At 63.8% G+C, this 21,027-nt stretch carries 22 protein-coding genes; 9 read left to right on the forward strand and 13 right to left on the reverse strand.

Annotated features, from left to right (window positions below):
* From ppk2 to QFZ88_RS03315, 3 genes are all read right to left on the reverse strand, one after another.
* A complete protein-coding gene (gene ppk2, locus QFZ88_RS03305) occupies positions 1-921 on the reverse strand; it encodes a polyphosphate kinase 2 (protein ID WP_024926277.1) in 921 nt (306 codons plus the stop codon).
* A gap of 117 nt (positions 922-1,038) precedes the next feature.
* A complete protein-coding gene (locus tag QFZ88_RS03310) occupies positions 1,039-2,010 on the reverse strand; it encodes a glycosyl transferase family 90 (RefSeq protein ID WP_024926276.1) in 972 nt (323 codons plus the stop codon).
* Between the two features lie 146 nt (positions 2,011-2,156).
* On the reverse strand, positions 2,157-2,822 hold the full coding sequence (locus QFZ88_RS03315) for a GntR family transcriptional regulator (RefSeq protein WP_024926275.1): 666 nt from the start codon (positions 2,820-2,822) through the stop codon (positions 2,157-2,159).
* A 118-nt stretch (positions 2,823-2,940) separates the two neighbouring features.
* On the opposite strand from QFZ88_RS03315, the gene QFZ88_RS03320 reads away from it, so the two are divergent.
* Together QFZ88_RS03320 and QFZ88_RS03325 are read left to right on the forward strand one after the other, a co-directional pair.
* Positions 2,941-4,179 carry a multidrug efflux MFS transporter gene (locus QFZ88_RS03320; RefSeq protein WP_024926274.1) on the forward strand — a complete coding sequence of 413 codons (1,239 nt, stop codon included), beginning with the start codon at positions 2,941-2,943 and terminating at the stop codon, positions 4,177-4,179.
* A gap of 109 nt (positions 4,180-4,288) precedes the next feature.
* Positions 4,289-4,660: a DUF423 domain-containing protein gene (locus QFZ88_RS03325; RefSeq protein ID WP_024926273.1), complete on the forward strand. Its 372-nt coding sequence runs from the start codon at positions 4,289-4,291 to the stop codon at positions 4,658-4,660.
* Here QFZ88_RS03325 and QFZ88_RS03330 read toward each other — a convergent pair.
* On the reverse strand, positions 4,657-5,289 hold the full coding sequence (locus tag QFZ88_RS03330; RefSeq protein WP_024926272.1) for a TetR/AcrR family transcriptional regulator C-terminal domain-containing protein: 633 nt from the start codon (positions 5,287-5,289) through the stop codon (positions 4,657-4,659). The genes QFZ88_RS03325 and QFZ88_RS03330 overlap by 4 nt on opposite strands.
* Before the next feature lie 87 nt (positions 5,290-5,376).
* Between QFZ88_RS03330 and tet the strand changes: the two genes are divergently transcribed.
* Entirely contained in the window at positions 5,377-6,564 is a 1,188-nt protein-coding gene (gene tet / locus QFZ88_RS03335) for a Tet(A)/Tet(B)/Tet(C) family tetracycline efflux MFS transporter (protein WP_024926271.1), read from the forward strand.
* 47 nt (positions 6,565-6,611) lie between these two features.
* Here the strand turns inward: tet and QFZ88_RS03340 are convergent, their stop codons facing one another.
* Complete coding sequence (locus QFZ88_RS03340; protein ID WP_162835309.1) at positions 6,612-6,752, reverse strand: hypothetical protein; 141 nt, start codon at positions 6,750-6,752, stop codon at positions 6,612-6,614.
* 327 nt (positions 6,753-7,079) lie between these two features.
* On the opposite strand from QFZ88_RS03340, the gene QFZ88_RS03345 reads away from it, so the two are divergent.
* Entirely contained in the window at positions 7,080-8,150 is a 1,071-nt protein-coding gene (locus tag QFZ88_RS03345; protein WP_024926270.1) for a substrate-binding domain-containing protein, read from the forward strand.
* A gap of 24 nt (positions 8,151-8,174) precedes the next feature.
* Here the strand turns inward: QFZ88_RS03345 and sthA are convergent, their stop codons facing one another.
* Positions 8,175-9,566: a Si-specific NAD(P)(+) transhydrogenase gene (sthA, locus tag QFZ88_RS03350; protein WP_024926269.1), complete on the reverse strand. Its 1,392-nt coding sequence runs from the start codon at positions 9,564-9,566 to the stop codon at positions 8,175-8,177.
* A 246-nt stretch (positions 9,567-9,812) separates the two neighbouring features.
* Here sthA and QFZ88_RS03355 point away from each other — a divergent pair, with 246 nt between their 5' ends.
* The 3 genes from QFZ88_RS03355 (at position 9,813) to QFZ88_RS03365 (ending at position 12,155) form a co-directional block, all read left to right on the forward strand.
* Positions 9,813-10,283, forward strand: coding sequence for an RDD family protein (locus QFZ88_RS03355; RefSeq protein WP_024926268.1), 471 nt, complete (start codon positions 9,813-9,815; stop codon positions 10,281-10,283).
* A gap of 136 nt (positions 10,284-10,419) precedes the next feature.
* Positions 10,420-11,169, forward strand: a complete 750-nt coding sequence (locus tag QFZ88_RS03360) for an arginyltransferase (RefSeq protein ID WP_024926267.1) — start codon at positions 10,420-10,422, stop codon at positions 11,167-11,169.
* A gap of 89 nt (positions 11,170-11,258) precedes the next feature.
* Positions 11,259-12,155, forward strand: coding sequence for a DMT family transporter (locus QFZ88_RS03365; RefSeq protein ID WP_024926266.1), 897 nt, complete (start codon positions 11,259-11,261; stop codon positions 12,153-12,155).
* On the opposite strand, the gene QFZ88_RS03370 is transcribed toward QFZ88_RS03365, so the two are convergent.
* Positions 12,143-13,363, reverse strand: coding sequence for an AI-2E family transporter (locus QFZ88_RS03370; RefSeq protein ID WP_024926265.1), 1,221 nt, complete (start codon positions 13,361-13,363; stop codon positions 12,143-12,145). The genes QFZ88_RS03365 and QFZ88_RS03370 overlap by 13 nt on opposite strands.
* A 115-nt stretch (positions 13,364-13,478) precedes the next feature.
* On the reverse strand, positions 13,479-14,177 hold the full coding sequence (locus QFZ88_RS03375; protein WP_024926264.1) for a TetR/AcrR family transcriptional regulator: 699 nt from the start codon (positions 14,175-14,177) through the stop codon (positions 13,479-13,481).
* A 166-nt stretch (positions 14,178-14,343) separates the two neighbouring features.
* Here QFZ88_RS03375 and QFZ88_RS03380 point away from each other — a divergent pair, with 166 nt between their 5' ends.
* On the forward strand, positions 14,344-14,748 hold the full coding sequence (locus tag QFZ88_RS03380) for a winged helix-turn-helix transcriptional regulator (protein WP_024926263.1): 405 nt from the start codon (positions 14,344-14,346) through the stop codon (positions 14,746-14,748).
* A gap of 34 nt (positions 14,749-14,782) precedes the next feature.
* Here the strand turns inward: QFZ88_RS03380 and QFZ88_RS03385 are convergent, their stop codons facing one another.
* From QFZ88_RS03385 to parC, 4 genes are all read right to left on the reverse strand, one after another.
* Positions 14,783-15,544 carry a polysaccharide deacetylase family protein gene (locus QFZ88_RS03385; RefSeq protein WP_024926262.1) on the reverse strand — a complete coding sequence of 254 codons (762 nt, stop codon included), beginning with the start codon at positions 15,542-15,544 and terminating at the stop codon, positions 14,783-14,785.
* A 138-nt stretch (positions 15,545-15,682) separates the two neighbouring features.
* Entirely contained in the window at positions 15,683-16,204 is a 522-nt protein-coding gene (locus QFZ88_RS03390) for an RNA polymerase sigma factor (protein ID WP_024926261.1), read from the reverse strand.
* A 7-nt stretch (positions 16,205-16,211) separates the two neighbouring features.
* A complete protein-coding gene (locus tag QFZ88_RS03395; protein ID WP_024926260.1) occupies positions 16,212-16,415 on the reverse strand; it encodes a YgaP family membrane protein in 204 nt (67 codons plus the stop codon).
* 96 nt (positions 16,416-16,511) lie between these two features.
* Complete coding sequence (parC, locus tag QFZ88_RS03400) at positions 16,512-18,770, reverse strand: DNA topoisomerase IV subunit A (RefSeq protein WP_024926259.1); 2,259 nt, start codon at positions 18,768-18,770, stop codon at positions 16,512-16,514.
* A 364-nt stretch (positions 18,771-19,134) separates the two neighbouring features.
* Between parC and QFZ88_RS03405 the strand changes: the two genes are divergently transcribed.
* Positions 19,135-20,328 carry a hypothetical protein gene (locus tag QFZ88_RS03405; protein ID WP_024926258.1) on the forward strand — a complete coding sequence of 398 codons (1,194 nt, stop codon included), beginning with the start codon at positions 19,135-19,137 and terminating at the stop codon, positions 20,326-20,328.
* 105 nt (positions 20,329-20,433) lie between these two features.
* On the opposite strand, the gene QFZ88_RS03410 is transcribed toward QFZ88_RS03405, so the two are convergent.
* Positions 20,434-20,994 (reverse strand): GNAT family N-acetyltransferase, encoded by a 561-nt coding sequence (locus QFZ88_RS03410; RefSeq protein ID WP_024926257.1) that lies wholly within the window; start codon positions 20,992-20,994, stop codon positions 20,434-20,436.
* Positions 20,995-21,027 lie beyond the last annotated feature (33 nt).

Consider the following 21,027-nt stretch of genomic DNA (forward strand, 5'->3'; position numbering starts at 1 on the left):
TCAGTATTTCTGCGGCACGTGCAGTTCCGGCGGCAGCACCGCGCGCTCATATTGCGGGTTGAAGACGCGCTCCGGCAGCGTGATGTCGTCGTGTGGCACGGCCTCGTAGGGCACCTGCTGCAGAAGATGGTCGATGCAGTTGAGGCGTGCCCGCTTCTTGTCGTTGCCTTCGACGATGAACCACGGCGCTTCCTTGATGTTGGTGCGCAGCAGCATCTCTTCCTTGGCCTTGGTGTACTGCTCCCAGCGCACGCGCGACTGCAGGTCCATCGGCGACAGCTTCCACTGCTTCATCGGATCGTGGATGCGCATGAGGAAGCGCATCTGCTGCTCCTCGTCGGTGATCGAGAACCAGTATTTGATCAGCGTGATGCCGGAACGCACCAGCATGCGCTCGAACTCCGGCACATCGTGGAAGAATTCCTCGACCTGCCCGGGCGTGGCGAAACCCATCACCCGCTCGACGCCGGAGCGGTTGTACCAGGAGCGGTCGAACAGCACGATCTCGCCACCGGCCGGCAGATGCGGCACGTAGCGCTGGAAATACCATTGCGAGCGCTCGCGCTCGGTCGGCGCCGGCAGCGCCACCACGCGGCAGATGCGCGGGTTGAGACGCTGGGTGATGCGCTTGATGACGCCGCCCTTGCCGGCGGAATCGCGCCCCTCGAACAACACCACCACCTTCGCCTTGGTGTGGGCGACCCAGGATTGCAGCTTGATCAGTTCCGACTGCAGCCTGAGCAGTTCGCGGAAATAGGTCATGCGGTCGACGGATGGCGGGTGCGACCGCTTGTAGATCTTGGCGATTTCCTCCGAAAGCGCCGGTTCCGACAGCTCCAGCTCATAGTCTTCGTCGAGCGTGTCGGCGAGTTCCGCCTCAAGCCAGTCTGTTGCGGGAGAATTGCGTTCCAGTTCGGTCATCATGTCGCTCCGCGTTGGCGCCGTGAGCCGACCAATATCCGCCCGCAATGACGGTTTTATTTCAGGGTATTCGGAGCAACGAAGTCGTTCTGAGGAAGAAGCCCCGTATTCACCGCCTCAAGCGGATATGAAGCGCCAGATCTTGTCGTCGGGCTCGATCTGGCCGCTCAGCACGAAATATTTGTAGAGCACGAGGAAGGACAGCGCCGTCTCGGTCGGTCCGTTCTGGAACTGGCGGCAATAGGCCTGGGCATTGCCAATGATGCGTTCGGCCTGTTCGGGATGACGCTCGAAGAAAGCGATCTTGTCGGAAAGGTCCGAAAAATCCGGCGCGAGCTCGACATAATGGACGTCGGGCTTCAGATGCCCCTCGCAGAACCAGATCTCGTTCGTCGGCTTCAGCATCAGGCACAGCGAATTCGAACTCATAATCCATTTCAGGTTCGTCGCCACGTCATAGCCTTCGAGCGAGACGATGTAGCGGTAGCGCTTCTGCTCCTCGACGCTCATGAACGGCCTGCGGTGGCGCTCCGGCGCGTGGGTGGCCGGCGAGCCTACATCGCAGAAGGGCAGCCCCTGGGCGGCGTCCAGGAAGGTCAGGCGGATCGGGTTGTTGAGATCGCCCCGCCACACGATCCGGGGCTGCTTGTCCGCGAACCGCAGCGGGTCCGCCGGCATCTGGAAATGGCGGAGCTTGTCCAGCTTGAACAGGACGGCATTGGCGTTGTCGGCGCCGACCGGCCGGTTCTTGACGATGGTAGGCACCGGCGGCAGGCCACGCACGTCGCCATATTCGACATCCAGCCGCAGCGCGCCATCGAAGTAACGCGCGAATTCCTTGAGGTCGTAATAGTACATCGTCGGGCGGAACGGCAACGTTGCCACCGATACCGCAGCCGCGCTCGGTGTGAAACGGTCTTGCAGCTTGTTGTAGTAGTTCAGCCGCTCGACGATCGAAGGTCCGGAGCGAACCGCTCGCGCCAGCCACTTGTCGAGCCGGCGGCGAAACAGCGCTGGCGGCGCACTGTCGCGAACAATATTACGAGCATAGTAGAAGACTTTCCCTGCCCGACGACGAAGATTACCCATCGATATTCCAATGCAAGCGGCCGCACCGGTTTTTATCGCCGGGACCACCGTTGCACCAGATAATCTCGGCGAAAAACAATCAAAGAATGTGACGAAACATTATTAAGAAACAACGCCAGTCAGCCAGCCCGGATGCGGGTTCTGTTCTAGGCCGCGACGACGGCGAAGCCCATGGCGCGCAAGCCCCGGCGCTCGGTCTGCAGGGAGCCGACCAGCCTGTCGCGGCTGCCGCCGATGTGAAGAACGAGGAGGCGCGCCGCCTCGTCGGCCTCACCTGCCCGGATCGCCGACAGAATGGCGCGGTGCTCGGCCCAGGCGCGGGCTGACGCCGCCTCGTCGCGAATTTCCAGCCAGCGCGCCCGCGACAGCCTTGTCATGGCATCGCGGACGCCGCGAAACAGGAACTCGTTGCCGGACATGCGCGCCAGTTCGACATGGAAATCAGTTCCGACCCGGTGCCACTCCTCCCTTGGCGTATCGTCGCCACAGGAATCCAGCATCGCCTCGATGGCGTCGAGGCCGCTCTTGTCCTCGAGCTTCGCCACCAGCCGCGCAGCCGCCACTTCGACGGCCTGCCGGTAGACCGCGATCTGCTCGATCTCGGCCAGATTGATCGGCGACACCGTCCAGCCGCGTCCGTCCCGCTGGACCAGCCCTTCCGTTTCCAGCCGGAGCAGCGCGGCCCGTACCGGCGTGCGCGAAGCGCCGAAACGGCTTTCGATCCAGCGTTCGGTGAGTTTTTCGCCCGGACCGATGTCGAGGCCGAGGATCATTTCGCGAAGCTGCCGCTCCACCTGCTGCATTTGCGACATCGCCGAACCGCTCTCTTCAATCCTGGCCCATTGACAGGACGCAAGGCGCGTCCGATACGGATACCAATTTGGTATCCCAAAGCGGCATACGAAACAAGCCGCAGTGAAGAGCGCCGACATGCCGAATGAAAACGCCGCGTCCGCCGATGCAGGCTACAATGTCCATTGGCGCCGCAATCTGGTCGTCTGCCTGATCGGCTCCTTCACCACGCTGGTGGCGATGACGCTGCTGTTGCCTTTCCTGCCGCTCTATGTCGAGGAACTGGGCGTCAGCGACCGCGCCGCCATCGTGCAATGGTCCGGCATTGCTTATGGCGCCACCTTTCTGGCCGCGGCGCTGGTCGCGCCGCTGTGGGGGCGACTGGGCGACCGCTACGGCCGCAAGGTGATGCTGGTGCGGGCAAGCTTCGGCATGGCCGTGTGCATGTCGCTGATGGGCATGGTGCAGGATGTCTGGCAACTGGTGGCATTGCGCCTGCTGATCGGCCTGGCTGGCGGTTATTCGTCCGGCTCGACCATTCTGGTCGCCATGCAGACGCCGAAGGATCGTTCCGGCTGGGCCCTGGGCATGCTTTCAGCCGGCATCATGGCCGGCAATCTGGTCGGCCCGCTGATCGGCGGCGGCCTGCCGCCCCGCATCGGCATTCGCGCCACCTTCCTGATTGCTGGCGGCGTCATCTTCCTGGCGTTTCTGGCCACGACCTTGCTGATCAAGGAAGAGCGGCGCCCGGCGACGACAGGCGCGCGGAAGCAGACGCAAGGCGGCTGGTCGCAGCTTCCCGACAAGCGGCCGATTGTGGCGATGCTGGCGACCGGCATGCTGTTGATGTTCGCCACCATGTCGATCGAGCCGATCATCACCGTCTATGTCGCCGAACTGGTTCCCGATCCGGCAAGGGTGACGCTGGTCGCCGGCTTCGTCATGTCGGCGGCCGCACTTGGCGCGATCCTGTCGGCGCCAAGGCTCGGCAGACTGGCCGACCGCGTCGGCCACTGGACCGTCATCACCGGCGCGCTGGCGGTCGCGGCACTGCTGCTGATCCCGCAGGCCTTCGTCACCGAAAGCTGGCAGCTGATCGTTTTGCGCTTCCTGATGGGGCTGGCGCTGGGCGGGCTTTTGCCCTCGGTCACAAGCATCATCCGCCACAATGTGCCGGACGGCGTCGGCGGCAATGTGCTCGGCTATTCCATCTCGGCGCAATATATCGGCCAGGTCGCGGGACCGGTGCTCGGCGGCTTTGTCGGCGGCCATTTCGGCATGCGCGCCGTGTTCCTGTCGACCGCCGTGCTTCTGGCGCTCGGCGCTTTCTACAACTGGGTCGTGCGCGCCCGCTACCAACAGCCGCAGCCCGCCTGAGGCCAGAAGCGTGCGATGTTGCGGCGAAGAGCCAGAGGCGCTTTCTTCCGAAAGTGCCTTTGCTTTTTGAATTCGAACGCCCGCCCCGCAACGAGACCGAGCCTTGCCGATGAGCCCTTCCCGCTTCGCCTTCGAACCCTGTTCGCCGCTGGTGCTTGCCGGCGGCCTCTGCGGCGCGGCCGGTGTCGCGCTGTCTGCCGCCGCCGCTCATCTCGGCGGGGCTTTTACCGGAACCGTGGCGTCATTTCTGCTCGCGCATGCGGCGGTCCTGCTCGCCATCGGCCTGGTCGGCGGCAACCGGCTGCTGCGCATCGGTGGCTTCGTGCTGCTGGTGGGGCTGGTGTTGTTTTGCGGCGACCTGCTCGCTCGCGATTTCCTCGGCGGCCGGCTTGTGCCCTTCGCGGCACCGGTTGGCGGTTCGCTGCTGATCCTCGGCTGGCTGGTCGTTGCCGCTTCGGCGCTTATACGTTCGAAGGCCTAGGGCTTTGAGACAGCCGCGCTGGCAAGCTGCGCCGCCGCGCCATCGAGGATGAACCGCAAGCCCGCCTCGAACAAGGCGGCATGCCCACCTTCGCGGTAATGCGCCAGACCCGCTGCCGTCAAAGGATAGTCGCGCGCCGCGCCGTCGAGTTCCGCGCCCCGGCCCGGCCCTTCCGGAAAATCGGCCTGCTCTTCGATGACGCAACCAAGCGTGTAGCGCCCAAGGGCGATGAACAACATCATCGCCTCGCCGGCATCGATACCCTGCGCGACCAGGAAGGCGATTTTCGCCTCGATGTCCTGCATCTCGTCGGGCTCGGCTTCGGTGCCGGCATGCACCCGGCCGGCGTCGCGGTAGGCAAGCAGCGCGGCACGAAAACTGCGCGTGTTCTGTGCCAGATAATGCTGCCAGTCCTCGTCCGCATGCGGCAGCCGGCTGTCATGGCCGCGCTCCAGGATCTCTTTGTTCATCGCGTCCAGCAACGCACGCTTGTTCTTGAAATGCCAATACAAGGCCGGCTGCCGCACCTGAAGCCGCTCGGCAAGCAGGCGCGTTGAAAGCATATCCACGCCAACCTCGTTGAGCAGCTTCAGCGCCTCGTCGATGATGCGCGCGCGGTCGACCTTCATTCTCGCCTCCGGATCATTGCGAGCTGCATTGCATCTGGAATTTATCAATGATAAGTGAATTTATCACTGATAAATTTTGAGCAATCCATGAACCGCCCCATCGCCGTCATTCTGGCCACGGTCGCCCTCACCGCAACCGGCATCGGGCTGACCATGCCGGTCATCCCGCAATTGCTGCGCGAGGTTGGCCATACCGGCGACCTCGGCTGGCGCTACGGGGCGTTCCTCGCGCTCTATGCATTGATGCAGTTCGTCTTCGCGCCGCTGCTCGGCGCTTTGTCCGACCGCTTCGGGCGTCGACCGCTGCTGTTGATGTCGCTGGCCGGCGCGGCTGTCGATTATCTGTTCATGACCGTGGCCCCGACGCTGTGGTTGCTGTTCGTCGGCCGCGCGATCGCCGGAATAACCGGTGCCGTTTCGGCGGTCGCATCGGCCTACATCGCCGACGTCACGCCGGAAGAGCAGCGCGCTCGGCGCTTTGGACAGCTTGGCGCGGCCTTCGGCATCGGCTTCATCGCCGGCCCGGCGATAGGCGGCCTTCTCGGAGGCGTCTGGACCCGCGCGCCATTCCTCGTTGCCGCGGCCTTGAACGGCATCACCTTGCTGATCGCCCTTTTTGTGCTGAAGGAGCCGAAGCGCCGCGACCGCGAAATGGCGACCGTTTCCCTCAATCCCTTCGCGCCCTTGCGCTGGGCATTCGGCTTTCCGCTGTTGCTGCCTTTGCTGGGCACTGCCGTGTTGCTGACGATGATCGGCGAAGTCGGCGGCACGATCTGGGTCGTCTATGTCGAGGACAAGTTCGCCTGGGACCCGCTGACCGTCGGCATCTCGCTTGCCTTGTTCGGCCTGTTCCACGCCCTGGCGCAGGCATTCGTCGCCGGGCCGGTCAGCGAAAGGCTGGGCGAGAAAAAAGCTCTGCTCGTCAGCATCGCCGCCGACAGCGCCGCCTATGTGCTAGTCGGCCTAGCAACGCGTGGCTGGATGGCTTTCATGTTGCTGCCGCTGCTCTGCCTCGGCGGTATCGGCGCGCCGGTGCTACAATCGTTGATGACGGCCGAAGTGGACGAGAACAATCAGGGCCGCCTGCAGGGCGTGCTTGCCGGCTTGACCAGCCTCGCCTCGGTGGTCGCGCCGCTGGCGATTTCAACCGGCTACTTCGCCACGCGCGCCACCTTCCCGGGGCTGGTCTGGATCGGCGGCGCCGCCCTCTACCTCCTGTGCGTACCGCTGCTGGTCTCCCGTCGACGGCTGCAAGGCGCGCCGGCTAGACCGTAACCTTCTCTGTTCTCTATTCCCTGTCCCGCAGATCCGCCGGCAACGGCTCAGCGCCGCTTGCGGCGGACGGCATCGAAGCCAAGCATCGCCAACCGGTCGCGGCGGGCAGCCTTGCGCTTCTCGGACACCGGAGGAATGCCCCAGTAGCTGCGATACAGTTCGTCGAACAGATAATCGATCGGATGCATGCTGCTTTTCCTTCGAGATGATGTCGGATTCGGCCCGGCCCTGGATCGGCCCGAGCTCGAAATACACAGAATTGGATCGATTCAAATATCGCTCGACCACTCCTGCCCGTCAAGGAGAAACTGGATCGATTCAAGAAATCTGCTAAAAAGCCTTGGGATTGCGCTGCTCGCCGACTAACTAGAAGAATGACACGCTGATCCGCCAGACGACTTCTGCCGCTGCCTCAAGGTAACGGAAAGTGCACGAGTGGTTGGCGGTAATGGGTCGCCTACGCGACCGACGGCGCCGAGGCAACCCGGCACCCTTAACGGCAAAGGAGCATGCCTATGGCGAGACAGGCGACGGCGATCAAGCCGATCAGGCTGGCGGATGTCGCCAAGGCCGCCGGTGTTTCGCATGGCACTGCCTCCAACGTTTTCAGCCACCCCGAGATCGTGCGCGAGGAAGTGCGCGAACGGGTGAAAGCCGCGGCGGACGCGCTTGGCTATACGGGGCCTGATCCCAAGGGACGGCTGTTGCGCGCTGGCAAGGTCAACGCCATCGGCGTCGCCACCGCGCAGCCCCTCTCCTATTTCTTCGACGACCCCTTCGCCCGCGTGGTGATGTCCGGCATTTCCGAGATTTGCGATGCCACCGGTGCCGGCCTGTCGCTGGTCTCGGCCATCAACGGCGAACATCTCGCCTGGAACATCCAGAGCGCACTGGTCGACGGCTTCATCGTCTTCTGCGTCGAAGGCAACTGGCAACCGGTGAAACTGACCCGCGAGCGCAAGCTTCCCTTTGTCGTGCTCGATTTCGCCTTCGACGAGGGCGCAACCTCGGCCATCGGCGTCGACAACAGGGCCGGCGCCAAACTGGCGGCCGAGCATCTGCTGGCCTTTGGCCATCGCCGTTTCGGTATCCTTGCGCTGCATTTCGCCGAAGGCAGCACCGGGCCGGTTACCGCCGCCCGCGCGCAAGGCGCCACCTATTCCGGCACGCGCGACCGCCTGACCGGCTATCTGGAAGCCCTTTCCCACGCCGGCATCGATGCGGGGAGCGTGCCGATCTATGAGACCGGCAACGACGTGCCGACCGTGCACGCCAGTCTGAACTACATGTTCGACCGGCCGCAGCCGCCCACGGCATTGCTCGCCATGTCCGACCGCATCGCCATGATCGCGATCGACTGGCTGAAGGAGCGCGGATTGTCGGTGCCGGGCGATGTTTCTATCATCGGTTTCGACGGCGTGCCGGAATCCGCCCGCTGCGAACCGCCACTGACGACCATTGCCCAGCCGATCATCGAGATGGGCCGCCGCGCCGCACGTGCCATCCTCGACCCGAGCGATGCCCTACGCAGGCAGGAACTGCCGTTCGAACTGATCGTGCGGACATCGGCCGCCGCGCCACGCTAGGCCGGGCGCGGCAAGGGGCGGGCCTTAGCCCTGGCCCATCCGGTTCCAGGCATCCAGCCCGGCGATCTTGTAGGCTTCGGCCAACGTCGGATAGTTGAAGGTGTTGTTGACGAAGAAATCGATCGTGCCGCCGAGATTGATGACTGCCTGGCCGATATGGATCAGCTCGGTCGCGCCCTCGCCGACAATATGCGCTCCGAGCAGCCGGCGCGTCTCCAGCGAGAAGAGCAACTTCAGGAAGCCCGAATTGACGCCCATGATGTGGCCGCGCGACGTCTCGCGGAACCGCGCGACACCGACTTCATAGGCAACGCCGCTGGCGCGCACCTGCTCTTCCGACTGGCCGACCGTGGAGATTTCCGGCACCGCGTAGATGCCATAGGGAAACGTTTCTGGCGGCGGCGGCAGCGCCACGCCGAAGGCATGGCATGCGGCCACCCGGCCCTGCTCCATGGATGTCGAGGCGAGGCTCGGAAAACCGATGACGTCGCCGGTGGCGTAGATATTCGGCACCACCGTGGTCTGGAACGTGTGCGGGTCGACCTTGATGCGGCCGCGGGCATCGGCCTCGATGCCGACGGCCTCAAGCCCGAGACTGCCGACATTGCCGCTGCGGCCGGCGGCGTAGAGCACCATTTCGGAGCGGATGCTGCGGCCATCCGCAAGCGTCACCTCGGCGAAATCCTGTCCAGACTTCACCTCCTTGACGCTGCTGCCCAGCCGGATGGTCATGCCGCGGTCGCGCATCTGGTGGATGAAGTCGTCGACGATCTCGCGGTCGACGAAATCGAGAATCGTGTCGCGCGGCTCGACCAGCGTCACCGGCACGTCGAGCGCCGAAAAGATGGTGGCGTATTCGACGCCGATGACGCCGGCGCCGATCACCGTCAGCGAACGCGGCAGCTGCGACAGTTCGAGCATCTCGTCGCTGTCGAACACACGCTTCTTGTCGAACGGCACCTCGGCCGGGCGATGCGGCCGCGTGCCCACCGCGATCAGGGCATTGGCGAAGCCGATCTCGCTGTAGTCGCCGGTATCGGTGGTGAGGCTGGCGCGATTGGGACCGAGAAACCGCACCATGGCGCGCGCGCTCTTGACCGCATTGCGCATGAACTGGTGCTGCAGCACCTCGACCTCGTGGTCGAGGGTCTTGTGCAGGCGTTCGATCAAGTCGCCGATGGAGATGTCCTGCTTGACCCGGTAACCGCGACCGTAGAAGCCGCGTTCGCGCCAGCCCGACAGGTTGAGCACCGTCTCGCGCAGGGTCTTGGAGGGGATGGTGCCGGTATGCACCGAAACCCCGCCCAGGCGCCGGCCGGCATCGGCCACCAGCACACGCTTGCCGAGCTTGGCCGATTGCACGGCGGCGCGCCTACCCGACGGGCCGCTGCCGATGACCAGCATGTCGTAGTCCATAAAACCCTCTTGTCCCGCCGCGGTTCGCGACGCGCTTCATATCCGGTCGCGGCGCCGCCCGATCACATCAAGCTAGCGCTTTGGCCATCATCCATTCAACCGATTTAAGCAAACGCGAAACACGGATGGCCCGCCACCCAGATTTCACCGTCGCCGTAACACGCGCCTCTTGATTCTGCGACCGGCACGCCCCATCTCGATTGAGCCGGCCGGTACGAAAACCGCGCCGAATGACGAGGATATGACATGAACGCGCGCGTGCTTGACGGCGAGATCATCACTTCCAGGCTGGACGATGTCCGTGCCTATGACGGCGTGCGCTCGCGCCGGGTGTTTGCCTGTATTCTCGACTATATCGTGGTCGGCCTGCTGACCATTCCTTTCGCCATCCTGGTCTTCCTGCTCGGCATCATCACGCTGGGCCTGGGCTGGATGCTGTACTCGTTCCTGGTACCGGCGGTAGCCGTCCTCTACATCTGGAACACGCTGGGCGGCCGCGAACAGGCCACGCTCGGCATGCGGGCAATGGGCATCCGCCTCGACAGGCTGGACGGCGCGCCGATCGACGGCATGACCGCCGTGGTCCATACGGTGCTGTTCTGGGCGGGCAATGTGCTTTTGACGCCGCTGGTGCTCCTGGTCACCCTGTTCTCGGACCGCAAGCGCGCGCTGCACGACCTCCTGCTGGGCACAGTCGTCAGCCGCAGCGATCGCTGAGGCCGTCCTTGAACGCGCCGGCTCGCCTGGTTGCCGATTATGCGGGGCGGCCGGGCCGAAAGCTTGATAATCCTGTTGAATTTTCTGCCGTACGCGCCAAGGTAGAGCGATTCGTGGGAGCATCTTTCGACGCGCGATGACGCAGCATCCTACCCAGTCTCCGCAGTTCTTCCTGACCGCGCCTTCGCCATGCCCCTATCTCGAGGGTCAGTTCGAGCGAAAGGTCTTCACCCACCTCGTTGGCGACAAGGCCTCGGACATGAACGACCTGCTCACCCAGGGCGGTTTCAGGCGTTCGCAGAACATCGCCTATCGCCCGGCTTGCGAGAGCTGCCGCGCCTGCGTGTCGGTCCGCATCCTGGCGCAGGAATTCGAGCCGAGCCGCAACATGCGGCGCGTCGAACAGCACAATGCGGACCTGATCGGCACCATGCACGATGCCGAGCCCTCGACGGAGCAGTATTCGCTGTTTCGCGCCTATCTCGACGCCCGCCACCGCAAGGGCGGCATGTCGGACATGACGGTGCTCGACTACGCCATGATGGTCGAGGACACCCATGTCGACACCAAGATCATCGAATACCGCCGGCGCGGGCCGGACACCTTCATCACCGGCAAGGGCCAGGGCGCGCTGGTTGCGGTGGCGCTGACCGACAAGATGGCCGACGGCCTGTCGATGGTCTATTCCTATTTCGACCCTGAGATGGACGAGCGCTCGCTGGGCACCTTCATGATCCTCGACCATATCCAGCGCGCCAAGACCATGGGCTTGCCCCATGTCTATCTCGGCTACTGGGTCAACGGCTCGCGCAAGATGAACTATAAGATGCGTTTCACGCCGCAAGAACATCTCGGCCCGAAGGGCTGGGAACGCTTCGGCGGCTGAAGTTGAACGATCGGCCCGTCTAGCCACCAAGTCCACGTCAGGATCCAGGCTCGCAACGCTGCCGTTGCCTTATGACGGAGCCTGTGCGCGTGACTGTTTCGCATGATCATTCGAAAGGTCTGTTCATCGCCGCCCTCGGCGGCATGGCGCTAACCGTCGATATTCCGCTGATCCGGCTGGCCGACGGCCAGCCCTGGAGCATCCTGATGCTACGCAGCGGCACCACCCTGCTGGCCGGGCTAATCGTCTGGGCGATCTGGCGCTCGCTGACGCCCAAGGCACCGAAACTGATCCCCGGCCGCGCCGGGCTGGCCGTCGCCACGCTTTACGGCATCGGCTCGATCGCCTTCATCACCGCGGTCTTCAACACCACGACGGCCAATCTCGTTTTCATCCTCGCCTTCAACACCATGTTCGCGGCACTGCTGTCATGGCTGTTCCTGGGCGAGCGGCCGCGCCCGGCCACCTTTGCGGCGATGGCGGCGATGATCGGCGGCGTCGGCATCATCGTCGGCGGCTCGATCGGCTCCGGCCATCTGTTCGGCGACGTCCTGGCCGCCACCTCGGCCTTCTGCATCGCTTCCGCCATCACCATTTCACGCCACAGCGGCAAGGACATGGGTTTCCCCGCGCTGATCGGCGTGGTGCTGCCCTTCCTCGTCGCCGTCCTCATGGTCTGGAAGACCGGCTATCAGGTGAACGCGCCGTGGTGGATCATCTTCAATGGCGGCTTCATCATCCCGATTTCGTTCTTCTGCCTGGCCACGGCACCGAAATACATTCCGGGCCCGGAGGCGGCGATGTTCTATCTCCTGGAGACCGTGCTGGCGCCGGTCTGGGTGTGGCTGGTGTTCAACGAGGTTCCGTCGCGCGACAGCATGATCGGCGGCACGATCCTAATCGTGGCGCTGGTCAGCCATTCACTGTGGCAATTGCATCAGGGCCGCAAGCGCCGCGCGACGCTTGCCGTGCGTCACCCCGCCTGAACCTTGCGCGGCGCCGATTCCAGGACGACCGGCTCGGCAACCACCGTTGGTGCTTCCTCCACGTCAGCCGTTTCGGGCGGCTGGCGGTCCACCACATCCACTTCGTAGAGCCATTCGCGCCAGATCGCGACCAGCAGCGCCATCAGCACCGGGCCGATGAACAGGCCGAGAAAGCCCATCGTCTTGACGCCGCCAATCAGGCCGAAGAAGGTCGGCAGGAATGGCAGCTTGATCGGACCGCCGACCAGCTTGGGCCGGATCGTCTTGTCGACGATGAACAGTTCCACCGAGCCCCAGATGAACAGCGCGGCGCCTGCGACGATCGAGCCCGAACCGACGAGATAGATCGAGACCAGAGTGAAGGCGAGCGGCGCGCCGCCGGGGATCAGCGCCATGACGCCGGTGAGCGCGCCCAGCGTGACCGGCGAAGGCACGCCGGCCAGCCAGTAGGCGATGCCAAGCACGACGCCCTCGCCGATGGCGATGACGGTCATGCCGGTGACGGTCGAGGAAATGGTGGCCGGAACCACGCGCGAGATGCGCTCCCAGCGGACGGGAAGGATACGTTCGCCCAGCGTATCGACCTGCCGGGCAAATCCCTCGCCGTCGCGATAGGCGAAGAACAGCGCGATCAGCATGAACAGCAGTGTCAAAAGCAGCGAGAAGGCGCTGCCGCCGGCAACCAAAACGGTGTTGTAGATGGAGCGGATGGTAGCGCCGCTGACCAATTGGATCAGTTCGCCGATGCCGCCCGGATGACCAAGATTGCGGGTCCATTGCTCGTTCAGCCACTCGCCGACCACCGGCAGGCTGGCGATCCATTGCGGCGTCGGCGCGCCATAACGATTGGTGCCGATCGCCCAGGTCACCCATTCGCGCACCTCGTTGATGACATAGGTGCCGGCCATAGAGATCGGAATGACGAGGAAAGCGAGGATCAGGAGCAGCGCGATGGTGGCCGCGATCGTGCGGTTGCCGTTAACGGCGACAAGCAGGCGCTTGTAGAGCGGCCAGCTGGCGAAAGCGATGACCAGTGCCGCCAGCACCGGAACCAGGAAGCCGTAGAAGAAATACACGCCGGCCGCGACAATCAGCACCAGGAGCCAGCGTGCCGCCGACAGCGGCGCAATGACCGCCGCCCTGTTGGGCGCCGCCGCACCAAACAGGCGCGGTTCCTTCTGCGGCGTTTTCGTCTGCGGTGATTTCAAACACGTCCCCCGAATCGACAGCGGCGGCTCAAGCAAGGCCACTGTCCGGTACTATGCACGACGATAGTGCAGCAATCGTGACCATAAGCCAATCGACGGGAAAATCTCCGCCCGGTCAGCCAGCGGCCGTGGAGGACGTTTCAGCCGGCCTCGCCGTGCGGCCCGTAGGCCGCAGCATGGCGACCAATACCGTGCGCACGATCGTCTCCAGCTTGTCGAGCGCGATGCCGTTCGACGGCAGGTCGTTGCTGGCGATGCCCTGGATGACGGCCATCAGCGCCGGCACCAGCGTTTCCAGTTCGAGCAGCGGGGCTATTTCGCCGCGCTCGCTGGCGGCGCCGAGATAATCGAGGAAGAGCGTGCGCACCTGCGTCATGTGGTTGCAGTAGGTGGCCCGCACGGCTTCGTTGCGGGTCGCCTCGGCATGGAACTGCGCGATCAGCGCGCAGGCGCCGGTCTCGTGCACGAAACGGATATGGGCCATGGCGCCGAACACCATGCCCTCGACGACGTCGGGATTGTCGAACATAACAGCGAACTTGATCTCGTCGTCGCGCTGCGCGGCGGCGCAGATCTCCTCGATGATCGCCTCCTTGGAGACGAAATAGCGATAGAGCGCGCCGGGGCTCATGCTGGCCTCGGCGCAAATCTGTTGCATCGACGCGCCCTGGAAGCCCTCACGGGCGAAACAGGTCTTGGCGGCTTCCAGAATGCGCTGCACCTGAAGCTCGCGGCGCTCGGCACGCGACAGCGCCCTGCCCTCGTCGGCCTCCGCTTCCAGCATCATCTCGATATTGCCAAAGGCTGTTTTCATTGCTATTCCAAGAAATGCGAATGATCATTCTCAATTTATGCGAGCGATCATTCGCGGTCAATGCCGGGTCACGCGCAACACTCCTGACAAAAGTCGGGCAACGAAAATGGCGCGAGCTCGTTCTTTACGCTTGTTACAGATCCCCCATAGCAGCGAGCGAACAATCATGTGCCCGTCCAACGATCAGGAAGCGGACCGGATCGCGAATGGCGACGCCCCTTATACGAAGCTTATCGAGGCGATGCGCCCCCTTGCCGGCAAGTGGAAGATCGAAATCCTCTGGATTCTTGCCCAGCGCAGCCACCGTTTCGGCGAGCTCAGGCGCAGCCTGCCCGGCATCACCCAGCATATGTTGACACTGCGGTTGCGCGAGATGGAGGCCGACGGACTGATCCGCCGCACGGTCTATCCCGAAAGCGTGCTGCGGGTGGAATACGAGGTCAGCGAAGGCGCGCATGGGCTGAAGCCAGCCTTCAAGGCGCTGGTGGAATGGTCGGAACAATATGGTCCGCTGTCCAGGCAGCGCGCCGCCGACGAGATCGTGCGCGCGCTGCCCAATATCGCCGCCTGACCGGCTCCATGGAGCTGGGAGTTCCGCGAACGCGCTACGGGCTCGTCGCGGTGTCGTAGTCGGCGATGTGCCCGAAGGCATAGCCCTTGGCGCGCAGCCCGGTGACCAGCGCCGTCAATTTGTCCCTGCCCTGGAAGACGTCCTGGAACATCTCGTCATGCATGAGCAGGACGAGCTTGTTCTTGCCGACCGTGCGGCCGGCCGCGAACAGGTGCCCGATCTCGTCGATCAGGCGGTCGACGGATTGCACCGGCTTGCCGCTGTCCTCGTGCACCCATTCGAAATCCCAGCCATAGAGATGAAAGCCGGAAGCGGCGACGAACTCGAAATCCACCTGCTCGCGCTGCGCCTCCTCCAAACTCAGGCCGAAATCGTCGCGCGACATATATTGCAGGCGGAAGACGTCCCGGCCGGGTAGCCGCGCCGGAACCGGCGGCGGTGCCTTGAGACCGAGCACTGTGTTCGCCTTCAGCATGTCGGCCACAACCGCCTCGGTGTCGGCATAGAAGCGCTGGTAGCGGTTGTTGGCGTGGCTGAAGCTGTGGTTGCCCACCGTCACCAGCGGCAGCGACTTCGCCCGCGTCACCAGCGCGCCGCGCTCCGGGCTCACCAGCGCATGCTGGCCGACCATGAAAAGTGCGGCCGGCACCTGCTGTGCCTCCAGAACGTCCAGCACATTGGCGGTGCCGTTGAGCGGTCCGTCGTCAAAGGTCAGATAGACGGTGCGCTGGGCGGCGCCGGCCGGCACGCACGCGGCCAGCAACAAAAACAGCGCCGCGCGCGCGACTGCCAGCATCGATATCCTCCATCCCCTCGCATATTAGCGCGACAAGGTAGAGAGCCGGCTGCGGGCGTCAAGAAGTCCGCGATAACCAGGCCATCGTCGGTTGAAACATGGTCAATCCCGACGACGGAGCGCGCGGCAAACCTCGCCTCAACGCGAGAGATATTCCCGCATCAGCAGCCGCGCGCGATGGAGTTTCGCCTTGATGCTCTGGCGTGTCTCGCCAAGGCTTTCCGCCAGCTCGTCGATCGTCATTTCGCGCAGGTCGCGAAGCAGCATGACCTCGCGATAATGCGGCGGCAAGGCTTCAATCGCGGCCGCGATGTCGAGCTTGAGCTCCGCGTGGGGACGGACGCCGAACGAGCGCTCCAGATCGATCTCGGCCAGCGATTGTGGCGGCTGCAGCCGCATGGTGCGCGCCAGCCTCATGCACTCGCGCCGCACCACGGTGAACAACCAGCCGGAGAACGCGGCGAGCGAGCGGATCGTGCCGACCCTGCGCGAAAGCAGCCACAGCGCCTCCTGCGCGGCATCCTCGGCATCGGCGGAGGTGCGGCAGCTCGAACGGGCATAACGACGGATATCCGGCTGCGCGATATCGAGCAGCTTGACGATCGCCACGCGATCGCCGAGCCGCGCTGCATCGAACAGATGGACCGGCACAGTGTTCATGTCGAACCTAGGAACGCCGGCCCATACCGGTAACGGCGCACGTCGGACAGTAGCCGAACAGGCCGGAGAGCACCAAGGCAACACCCATCATGGCTGCGAGATAACTGATCGGGGCGGCGAGCCAGATCAGCGCAGCCGCCGCTGCCGCCAGCCCGACGACGATCCTCATCATCTGGTGCAAGCCGCCGATATTCTTCCTGTAGAACGCCATGGTTCAAATCTCCTGTCTCGCCGGCACCATGCCGGCTGCAGGGATAAGAGGCGCGAACCCCGCAAAAGGATTCGCGCCGCCATGGAAGAAAGTCGGTTATCCGAATTTGCCGGTGCGCGGGAACCCCTTCGGCACCATGCGGCCGGCGGCGGCGCGGTTGCCGATCCACTCGGCCAGTTCCTCGCGCGGCCGAACGAAGGTGCGGTCGGCCGAATCCTGCCAGGACAGGCCACCCTCCATGGCGAAGGTCTTCACGTCGAGCACGCCGCCATCCTTGTATTTCTGCAAGCGCACGCCCTTGCCGCGCGCCATTTCCGGGATTTCGGAAAGCGCGAACACCAGCATCTTGCGATTGTCGCCAACGATGGCGACATGATCGCCCGTGGCCGGCAGGCAGCGCGTGGCTTCGTCGGGCGTCTTGACGTTCATCACCTGCTTGCCCTTACGGGTGTTGGCGACCACTTCCTCCTCGGAAACCACGAAACCGTTGCCCTCATGCGAGACAAGCAGCAGCTTGCGCTTCGGATCGTGGACGAAGGCGGTGACGATATCCTGATCGTTCTCCATGTCGACGATGATGCGGATCGGCTCGCCGTGGCCGCGACCGCCCGGCAGGCGATCGGCGCCGATGGTGTAGAACTTGCCGCCGGTGGTGAAGACGAGGATCTTGTCGGTGGTCTGCGCATGGAACGCGAGCTTCAGCCCGTCGCCTTCCTTGAAGCCGAACAGCGAATGGTCGGTCAGATGACCCTTCATCGCCCGCAGCCAGCCCTTTTCCGACACCACGACCGTCACCGGTTCCTTCTCGATCATCGCATGCGCGATGTCGGTCAGGTCGTGCTCTGGCGCATCTGCGAACTGGGTGCGGCGCGGGCCGAGTTCCTTGTTCTCCTCGGGCCCGAAGTCGCGCCGGATCTTCTGGATTTCCCAGGCGATGGTCTTCCACTGCTTCTCCACCGAGGCGAGCAGGGATTCGATCTGCTTTTTCTCCTCCGAGAGCGCGTCGAACTCCTTGCGGATTTCGAACTCTTCCAGCTTGCGCAGCGCCCGCAGCCGCATGTTGAGGATGGCTTCGGCCTGCACGTCGGTCAGCGACCAGCGCGCCATCATCACCTGCTTGGGCTCATCCTCCTCGCGGATGATGCGGATGACCTCGTCGATGTTGAGGTAGGCGATCAGATAGCCGGCAAGGATCTCCAGCCGCTTCTCGATCTCGCCCAGCCGGAACTTCGACCGCCGCACCAACACTTCGCGGCGATGGTCGAGCCATTCCTGCAACACGCCCTTGAGCGACAGCACGTTCGGCACCTTGCCGCGCGACAGCACGTTCATGTTGAGCGGGAAGCGGCTCTCGAGCTCGGTCAGCTTGAACAGCGATTCCATCATCAGGCCTGGGTCGACGGTGCGGCTCTTCGGCACCAGCACGATGCGGATGTCTTCCGCGCTCTCGTCGCGGATGTCTTCCAGAAGCGGCAGTTTCCTGGCCATCAACAGTTCGGCGATCTTTTCGATCAGCCGCGACTTCTGCACGCCATAGGGAATTTCGGTGACCGCGATCACCCAGGTTCCCCTGCCCTGATCCTCCTGGTTCCATCTGGAGCGGACACGGAAGCCGCCCCTGCCGGTCTCATAGGCTTCGAGAATGGACTGGCGGCTGTCGACGATGATGCCGCCGGTCGGGAAATCCGGGCCCTGCACGAACTCCATCAGCTTGACGACCGGCGCGTCGGGATGGTCGATCAGGTGAAGGGCGGCGTCGCACAATTCGGCGGCGTTATGCGGCGGCACCGAAGTGGCCATGCCGACGGCAATGCCGGAGGAACCGTTGGCGAGCAGGTTCGGGAACGCGCCCGGCAGGACGGTCGGCTCCTCGTCCTCCTCATTGTAGGTCGGACGGTAGTCGACCGCATCTTCGGTGATTCCGAAGAGCAGCTCCGTCGCCACATCCGTCATGCGCGCTTCGGTGTAACGCATGGCGGCGGCATTATCGCCGTCGATGTTGCCGAAATTACCCTGGCCGTCGACCAGCGGGTAGCGCATGGAAAAGTCCTGCGCCAGGCGCACCAGCGCGTCGTAGATCGACTGGTCGCCATGCGGGTGGAACTTGCCCATCACTTCGCCGACGATGCGGGCGCATTTGGCGAAGCCCTGGTCCGGGTTGAGGCGCAACAGCCGCATGGCGTGCATGATGCGCCGGTGCACCGGCTTCAGGCCGTCGCGCACGTCCGGCAGGGCGCGGTTCATGATGGTCGACAGCGCGTATGAAAGATAACGATCTTCCAGCGCCTTCTTCAGGTCGACCGGTTCTATGTTGTCGTGACCGCCATTGTCAGGCGGCAAAAGGCTCTTTCCCATGGGTTTGGACTAGCCGAGCGGCTGATTCGCGACAAGAGGCGGCAGGTCAAGCACTTCCTCGCTTATCCATGACAATTTGCAGCCAGCCGGCACCTTTCGCAGGGCAAGCCCCACATCGCCGCCATGAAACTGTAACAAGCCCCGTATAAGCGCGGCCACGGTAATACGGGATGTTGCGCGGGTCGCGGGCATGACGTAAGGACCGCGCCTCGCCGCCGCTCGACTTGCCGGATCTGTCTTTTTCCGCGAATGTCGGCTTTTGTGGCGGGCAATGCCTTCTTCCGGCCCCTTTCCTTGCGGACGGGTGGAGGCGCAAATCGATAGACGTTTTCTCGAAAGCCTCAGGCACCCTTTGGAGCACGCGATGACCATCCACCGCTCGACCGTTCGCAAGTTCGCCGTTTCGGCGCTTCTTCTCGCCCTGCCGCTCAGCCCGGCATTCGCGGCCGACACCAAGGCCGTGGCGGAACGTCTCAAGGCCACGTTTGAAAGCCAGGGTGTGACCGTCGGCTGGACCGGCGTCTCCGGCGATACGTCCAACATGGTGCTGGAAGGCGTCACCATCGCGCCGGTCGGTGAAAAGGAGCCGCTGGCGATCGGCAATGTCACGCTGAAGAACGTGACGGACGCCAATGGCGGCTATCTCGTCGACACCGTCGCCACCCAGGCCTTCAGCCAGGAGAAGGACGGCGCCAAGTTCGAGGTGAGCCCCTTCGTCATCAACGGCATGTCTATTCCGGCCGAAGGCAACACCGATCCGCTCGCATCGCTTTTGATGTACAAGTCAGCCCAGCTTGATACGCTTTCCGTGAAGGTCGCCGACAAGACCGCCTTCTCGATGAACAACCTCACCGTCAACGTGAACCCGCCGGCCAGCGGCCAGCCGATGACTTTCACCGGCGGCGCCCAGAAGTTTACCGGCGATCTGACGCTGATCCAGGACGCCGAGACCAAGCAGGTCGTCGAAGGGCTCGGCTATCAGAACATCTCCGGCAAGCTCGACATGGCCGGCTCCTGGCAGCCGACCGACGGCAAGCTCGAACTGTCGAAATACGACATCGCGGTCGACAATGCCGGCACGATCGGCATGACTTTCGCGCTCGGCGGCTACACCACCGACTTCATCAAGTCGCTGCAGCAGCTTCAGAAGAAGATGGCCGCGACGCCGGAAGGCGCCGACAAGTCGGCCGAAGGCATGGCTGTGCTCGGCCTGATGCAGCAGCTCTCCTTCGGCAGCGCGACGATCCGCTTCGCCGACAATTCGCTCACCAACAAGGTGCTGGAATTCGTCGCCAAGAAGCAGGGCATGACCGCGAAGGACATCGCCAACCAGGCCAAGGCCGTGGTGCCGTTCGGCATGGCGCAGATCAACAATCCGGAACTGACCGCCCAGGTGACCAAGGCCGTCAGCGACTATCTGGACAATCCGCAGAACCTGGTGATCGCCGCCAAGCCGGCCAGCCCGGTGCCGTTCGCGCTGATCGCAGCCGGCGCCATGGCAAGCCCCGCCGACCTCACCAAGACGCTGGGCGTGACCGTTACCGCCAACGGCAACTGATCGCCGTTCGCCCATCGTCGCGACATGCAAAAAGGCCGCCTCACTGGCGGCCTTTTTCATTGAATGGAGATGAGGATCGTATCCCCGCTTGCGCAAGCCAGGGGATCAGGCCCTGCTGAAGGCAGCGTCCGAACGGGAACGAAGCGGCAAAAGCCCGGTCAGCACATCGTCTTCCGCCGGCTCGAGGTCGATCGTGCCGACCGTCTCGCCGTCCTCGAAATTCAGCGCGGCGCGGTAGCGGCGGGCAAGCGCTTTCATCGCCTGGTTCTGCGGGTGGGTGGTGACGCGCAGCCGCGTGTAGCCCAACCCGCGCGCCTGCGCGATCAGGCGCTCGAACAGAAGCGCGCCGATGCCGCGGTGCTGCAACTGGCGTTCGACGCTGAAGGCGATCTCCGCCGTCGGCGTCGCTTCTTCCGGCCGCTCATGCAGTTCGGCAGCGCCCAGCACCATATCGTTCTCGACATAGCCGACGACGGTCGTACCGTCGGCGAAACTGCGGTCGGCATAATCAGCGATGAAGCTGTCGTCGGGCAGCCCGTTGAAACGGTCGCGCCTGCTTTCAGCGTCGAGCCTCAGGAGATGATCGCGGAATCGCGGAAGTTCCGAAGGTCTCAGCTGGCGAATTGTCCCCGTCAGGGGGCGCGTGTTCGAAATCTGTCTTTCCATGTCGCACTCCTCGTGGGTTCCTCCCCGAGTCGG

The sequence above is a fragment of the Mesorhizobium sp. YL-MeA3-2017 genome, from assembly GCF_030814575.1.
In the GTDB taxonomy this organism is placed as follows: Bacteria; Pseudomonadota; Alphaproteobacteria; order Rhizobiales; family Rhizobiaceae; genus Mesorhizobium; species Mesorhizobium terrae.

Bases quoted from the DNA above. Each gene is read 5' to 3' on its own strand.
- QFZ88_RS03310 (WP_024926276.1), bottom strand. From the start codon at position 2,010: ATGGGTAATCTTCGTCGTCGGGCAGGGAAAGTCTTCTACTATGCTCGT.
- QFZ88_RS03410 (WP_024926257.1), bottom strand. From the start codon at position 20,994: ATGGAAAGACAGATTTCGAACACGCGCCCCCTGACGGGGACAATTCGC.
- QFZ88_RS03360 (WP_024926267.1), top strand. From the start codon at position 10,420: ATGACGCAGCATCCTACCCAGTCTCCGCAGTTCTTCCTGACCGCGCCT.
- QFZ88_RS03395 (WP_024926260.1), bottom strand. From the start codon at position 16,415: ATGGCGTTCTACAGGAAGAATATCGGCGGCTTGCACCAGATGATGAGG.
- QFZ88_RS03375 (WP_024926264.1), bottom strand. From the start codon at position 14,177: ATGAAAACAGCCTTTGGCAATATCGAGATGATGCTGGAAGCGGAGGCC.
- QFZ88_RS03330 (WP_024926272.1), bottom strand. From the start codon at position 5,289: ATGAAGGTCGACCGCGCGCGCATCATCGACGAGGCGCTGAAGCTGCTC.
- QFZ88_RS03340 (WP_162835309.1), bottom strand. From the start codon at position 6,752: ATGCATCCGATCGATTATCTGTTCGACGAACTGTATCGCAGCTACTGG.
- QFZ88_RS03405 (WP_024926258.1), top strand. From the start codon at position 19,135: ATGACCATCCACCGCTCGACCGTTCGCAAGTTCGCCGTTTCGGCGCTT.
- parC (WP_024926259.1), bottom strand. From the start codon at position 18,770: ATGGGAAAGAGCCTTTTGCCGCCTGACAATGGCGGTCACGACAACATA.
- sthA (WP_024926269.1), bottom strand. From the start codon at position 9,566: ATGGACTACGACATGCTGGTCATCGGCAGCGGCCCGTCGGGTAGGCGC.
- QFZ88_RS03345 (WP_024926270.1), top strand. From the start codon at position 7,080: ATGGCGAGACAGGCGACGGCGATCAAGCCGATCAGGCTGGCGGATGTC.
- tet (WP_024926271.1), top strand. From the start codon at position 5,377: ATGAACCGCCCCATCGCCGTCATTCTGGCCACGGTCGCCCTCACCGCA.
- QFZ88_RS03315 (WP_024926275.1), bottom strand. From the start codon at position 2,822: ATGTCGCAAATGCAGCAGGTGGAGCGGCAGCTTCGCGAAATGATCCTC.
- QFZ88_RS03380 (WP_024926263.1), top strand. From the start codon at position 14,344: ATGTGCCCGTCCAACGATCAGGAAGCGGACCGGATCGCGAATGGCGAC.
- QFZ88_RS03385 (WP_024926262.1), bottom strand. From the start codon at position 15,544: ATGCTGGCAGTCGCGCGCGCGGCGCTGTTTTTGTTGCTGGCCGCGTGC.
- QFZ88_RS03355 (WP_024926268.1), top strand. From the start codon at position 9,813: ATGAACGCGCGCGTGCTTGACGGCGAGATCATCACTTCCAGGCTGGAC.
- QFZ88_RS03325 (WP_024926273.1), top strand. From the start codon at position 4,289: ATGAGCCCTTCCCGCTTCGCCTTCGAACCCTGTTCGCCGCTGGTGCTT.
- ppk2 (WP_024926277.1), bottom strand. From the start codon at position 921: ATGACCGAACTGGAACGCAATTCTCCCGCAACAGACTGGCTTGAGGCG.
- QFZ88_RS03390 (WP_024926261.1), bottom strand. From the start codon at position 16,204: ATGAACACTGTGCCGGTCCATCTGTTCGATGCAGCGCGGCTCGGCGAT.
- QFZ88_RS03320 (WP_024926274.1), top strand. From the start codon at position 2,941: ATGCCGAATGAAAACGCCGCGTCCGCCGATGCAGGCTACAATGTCCAT.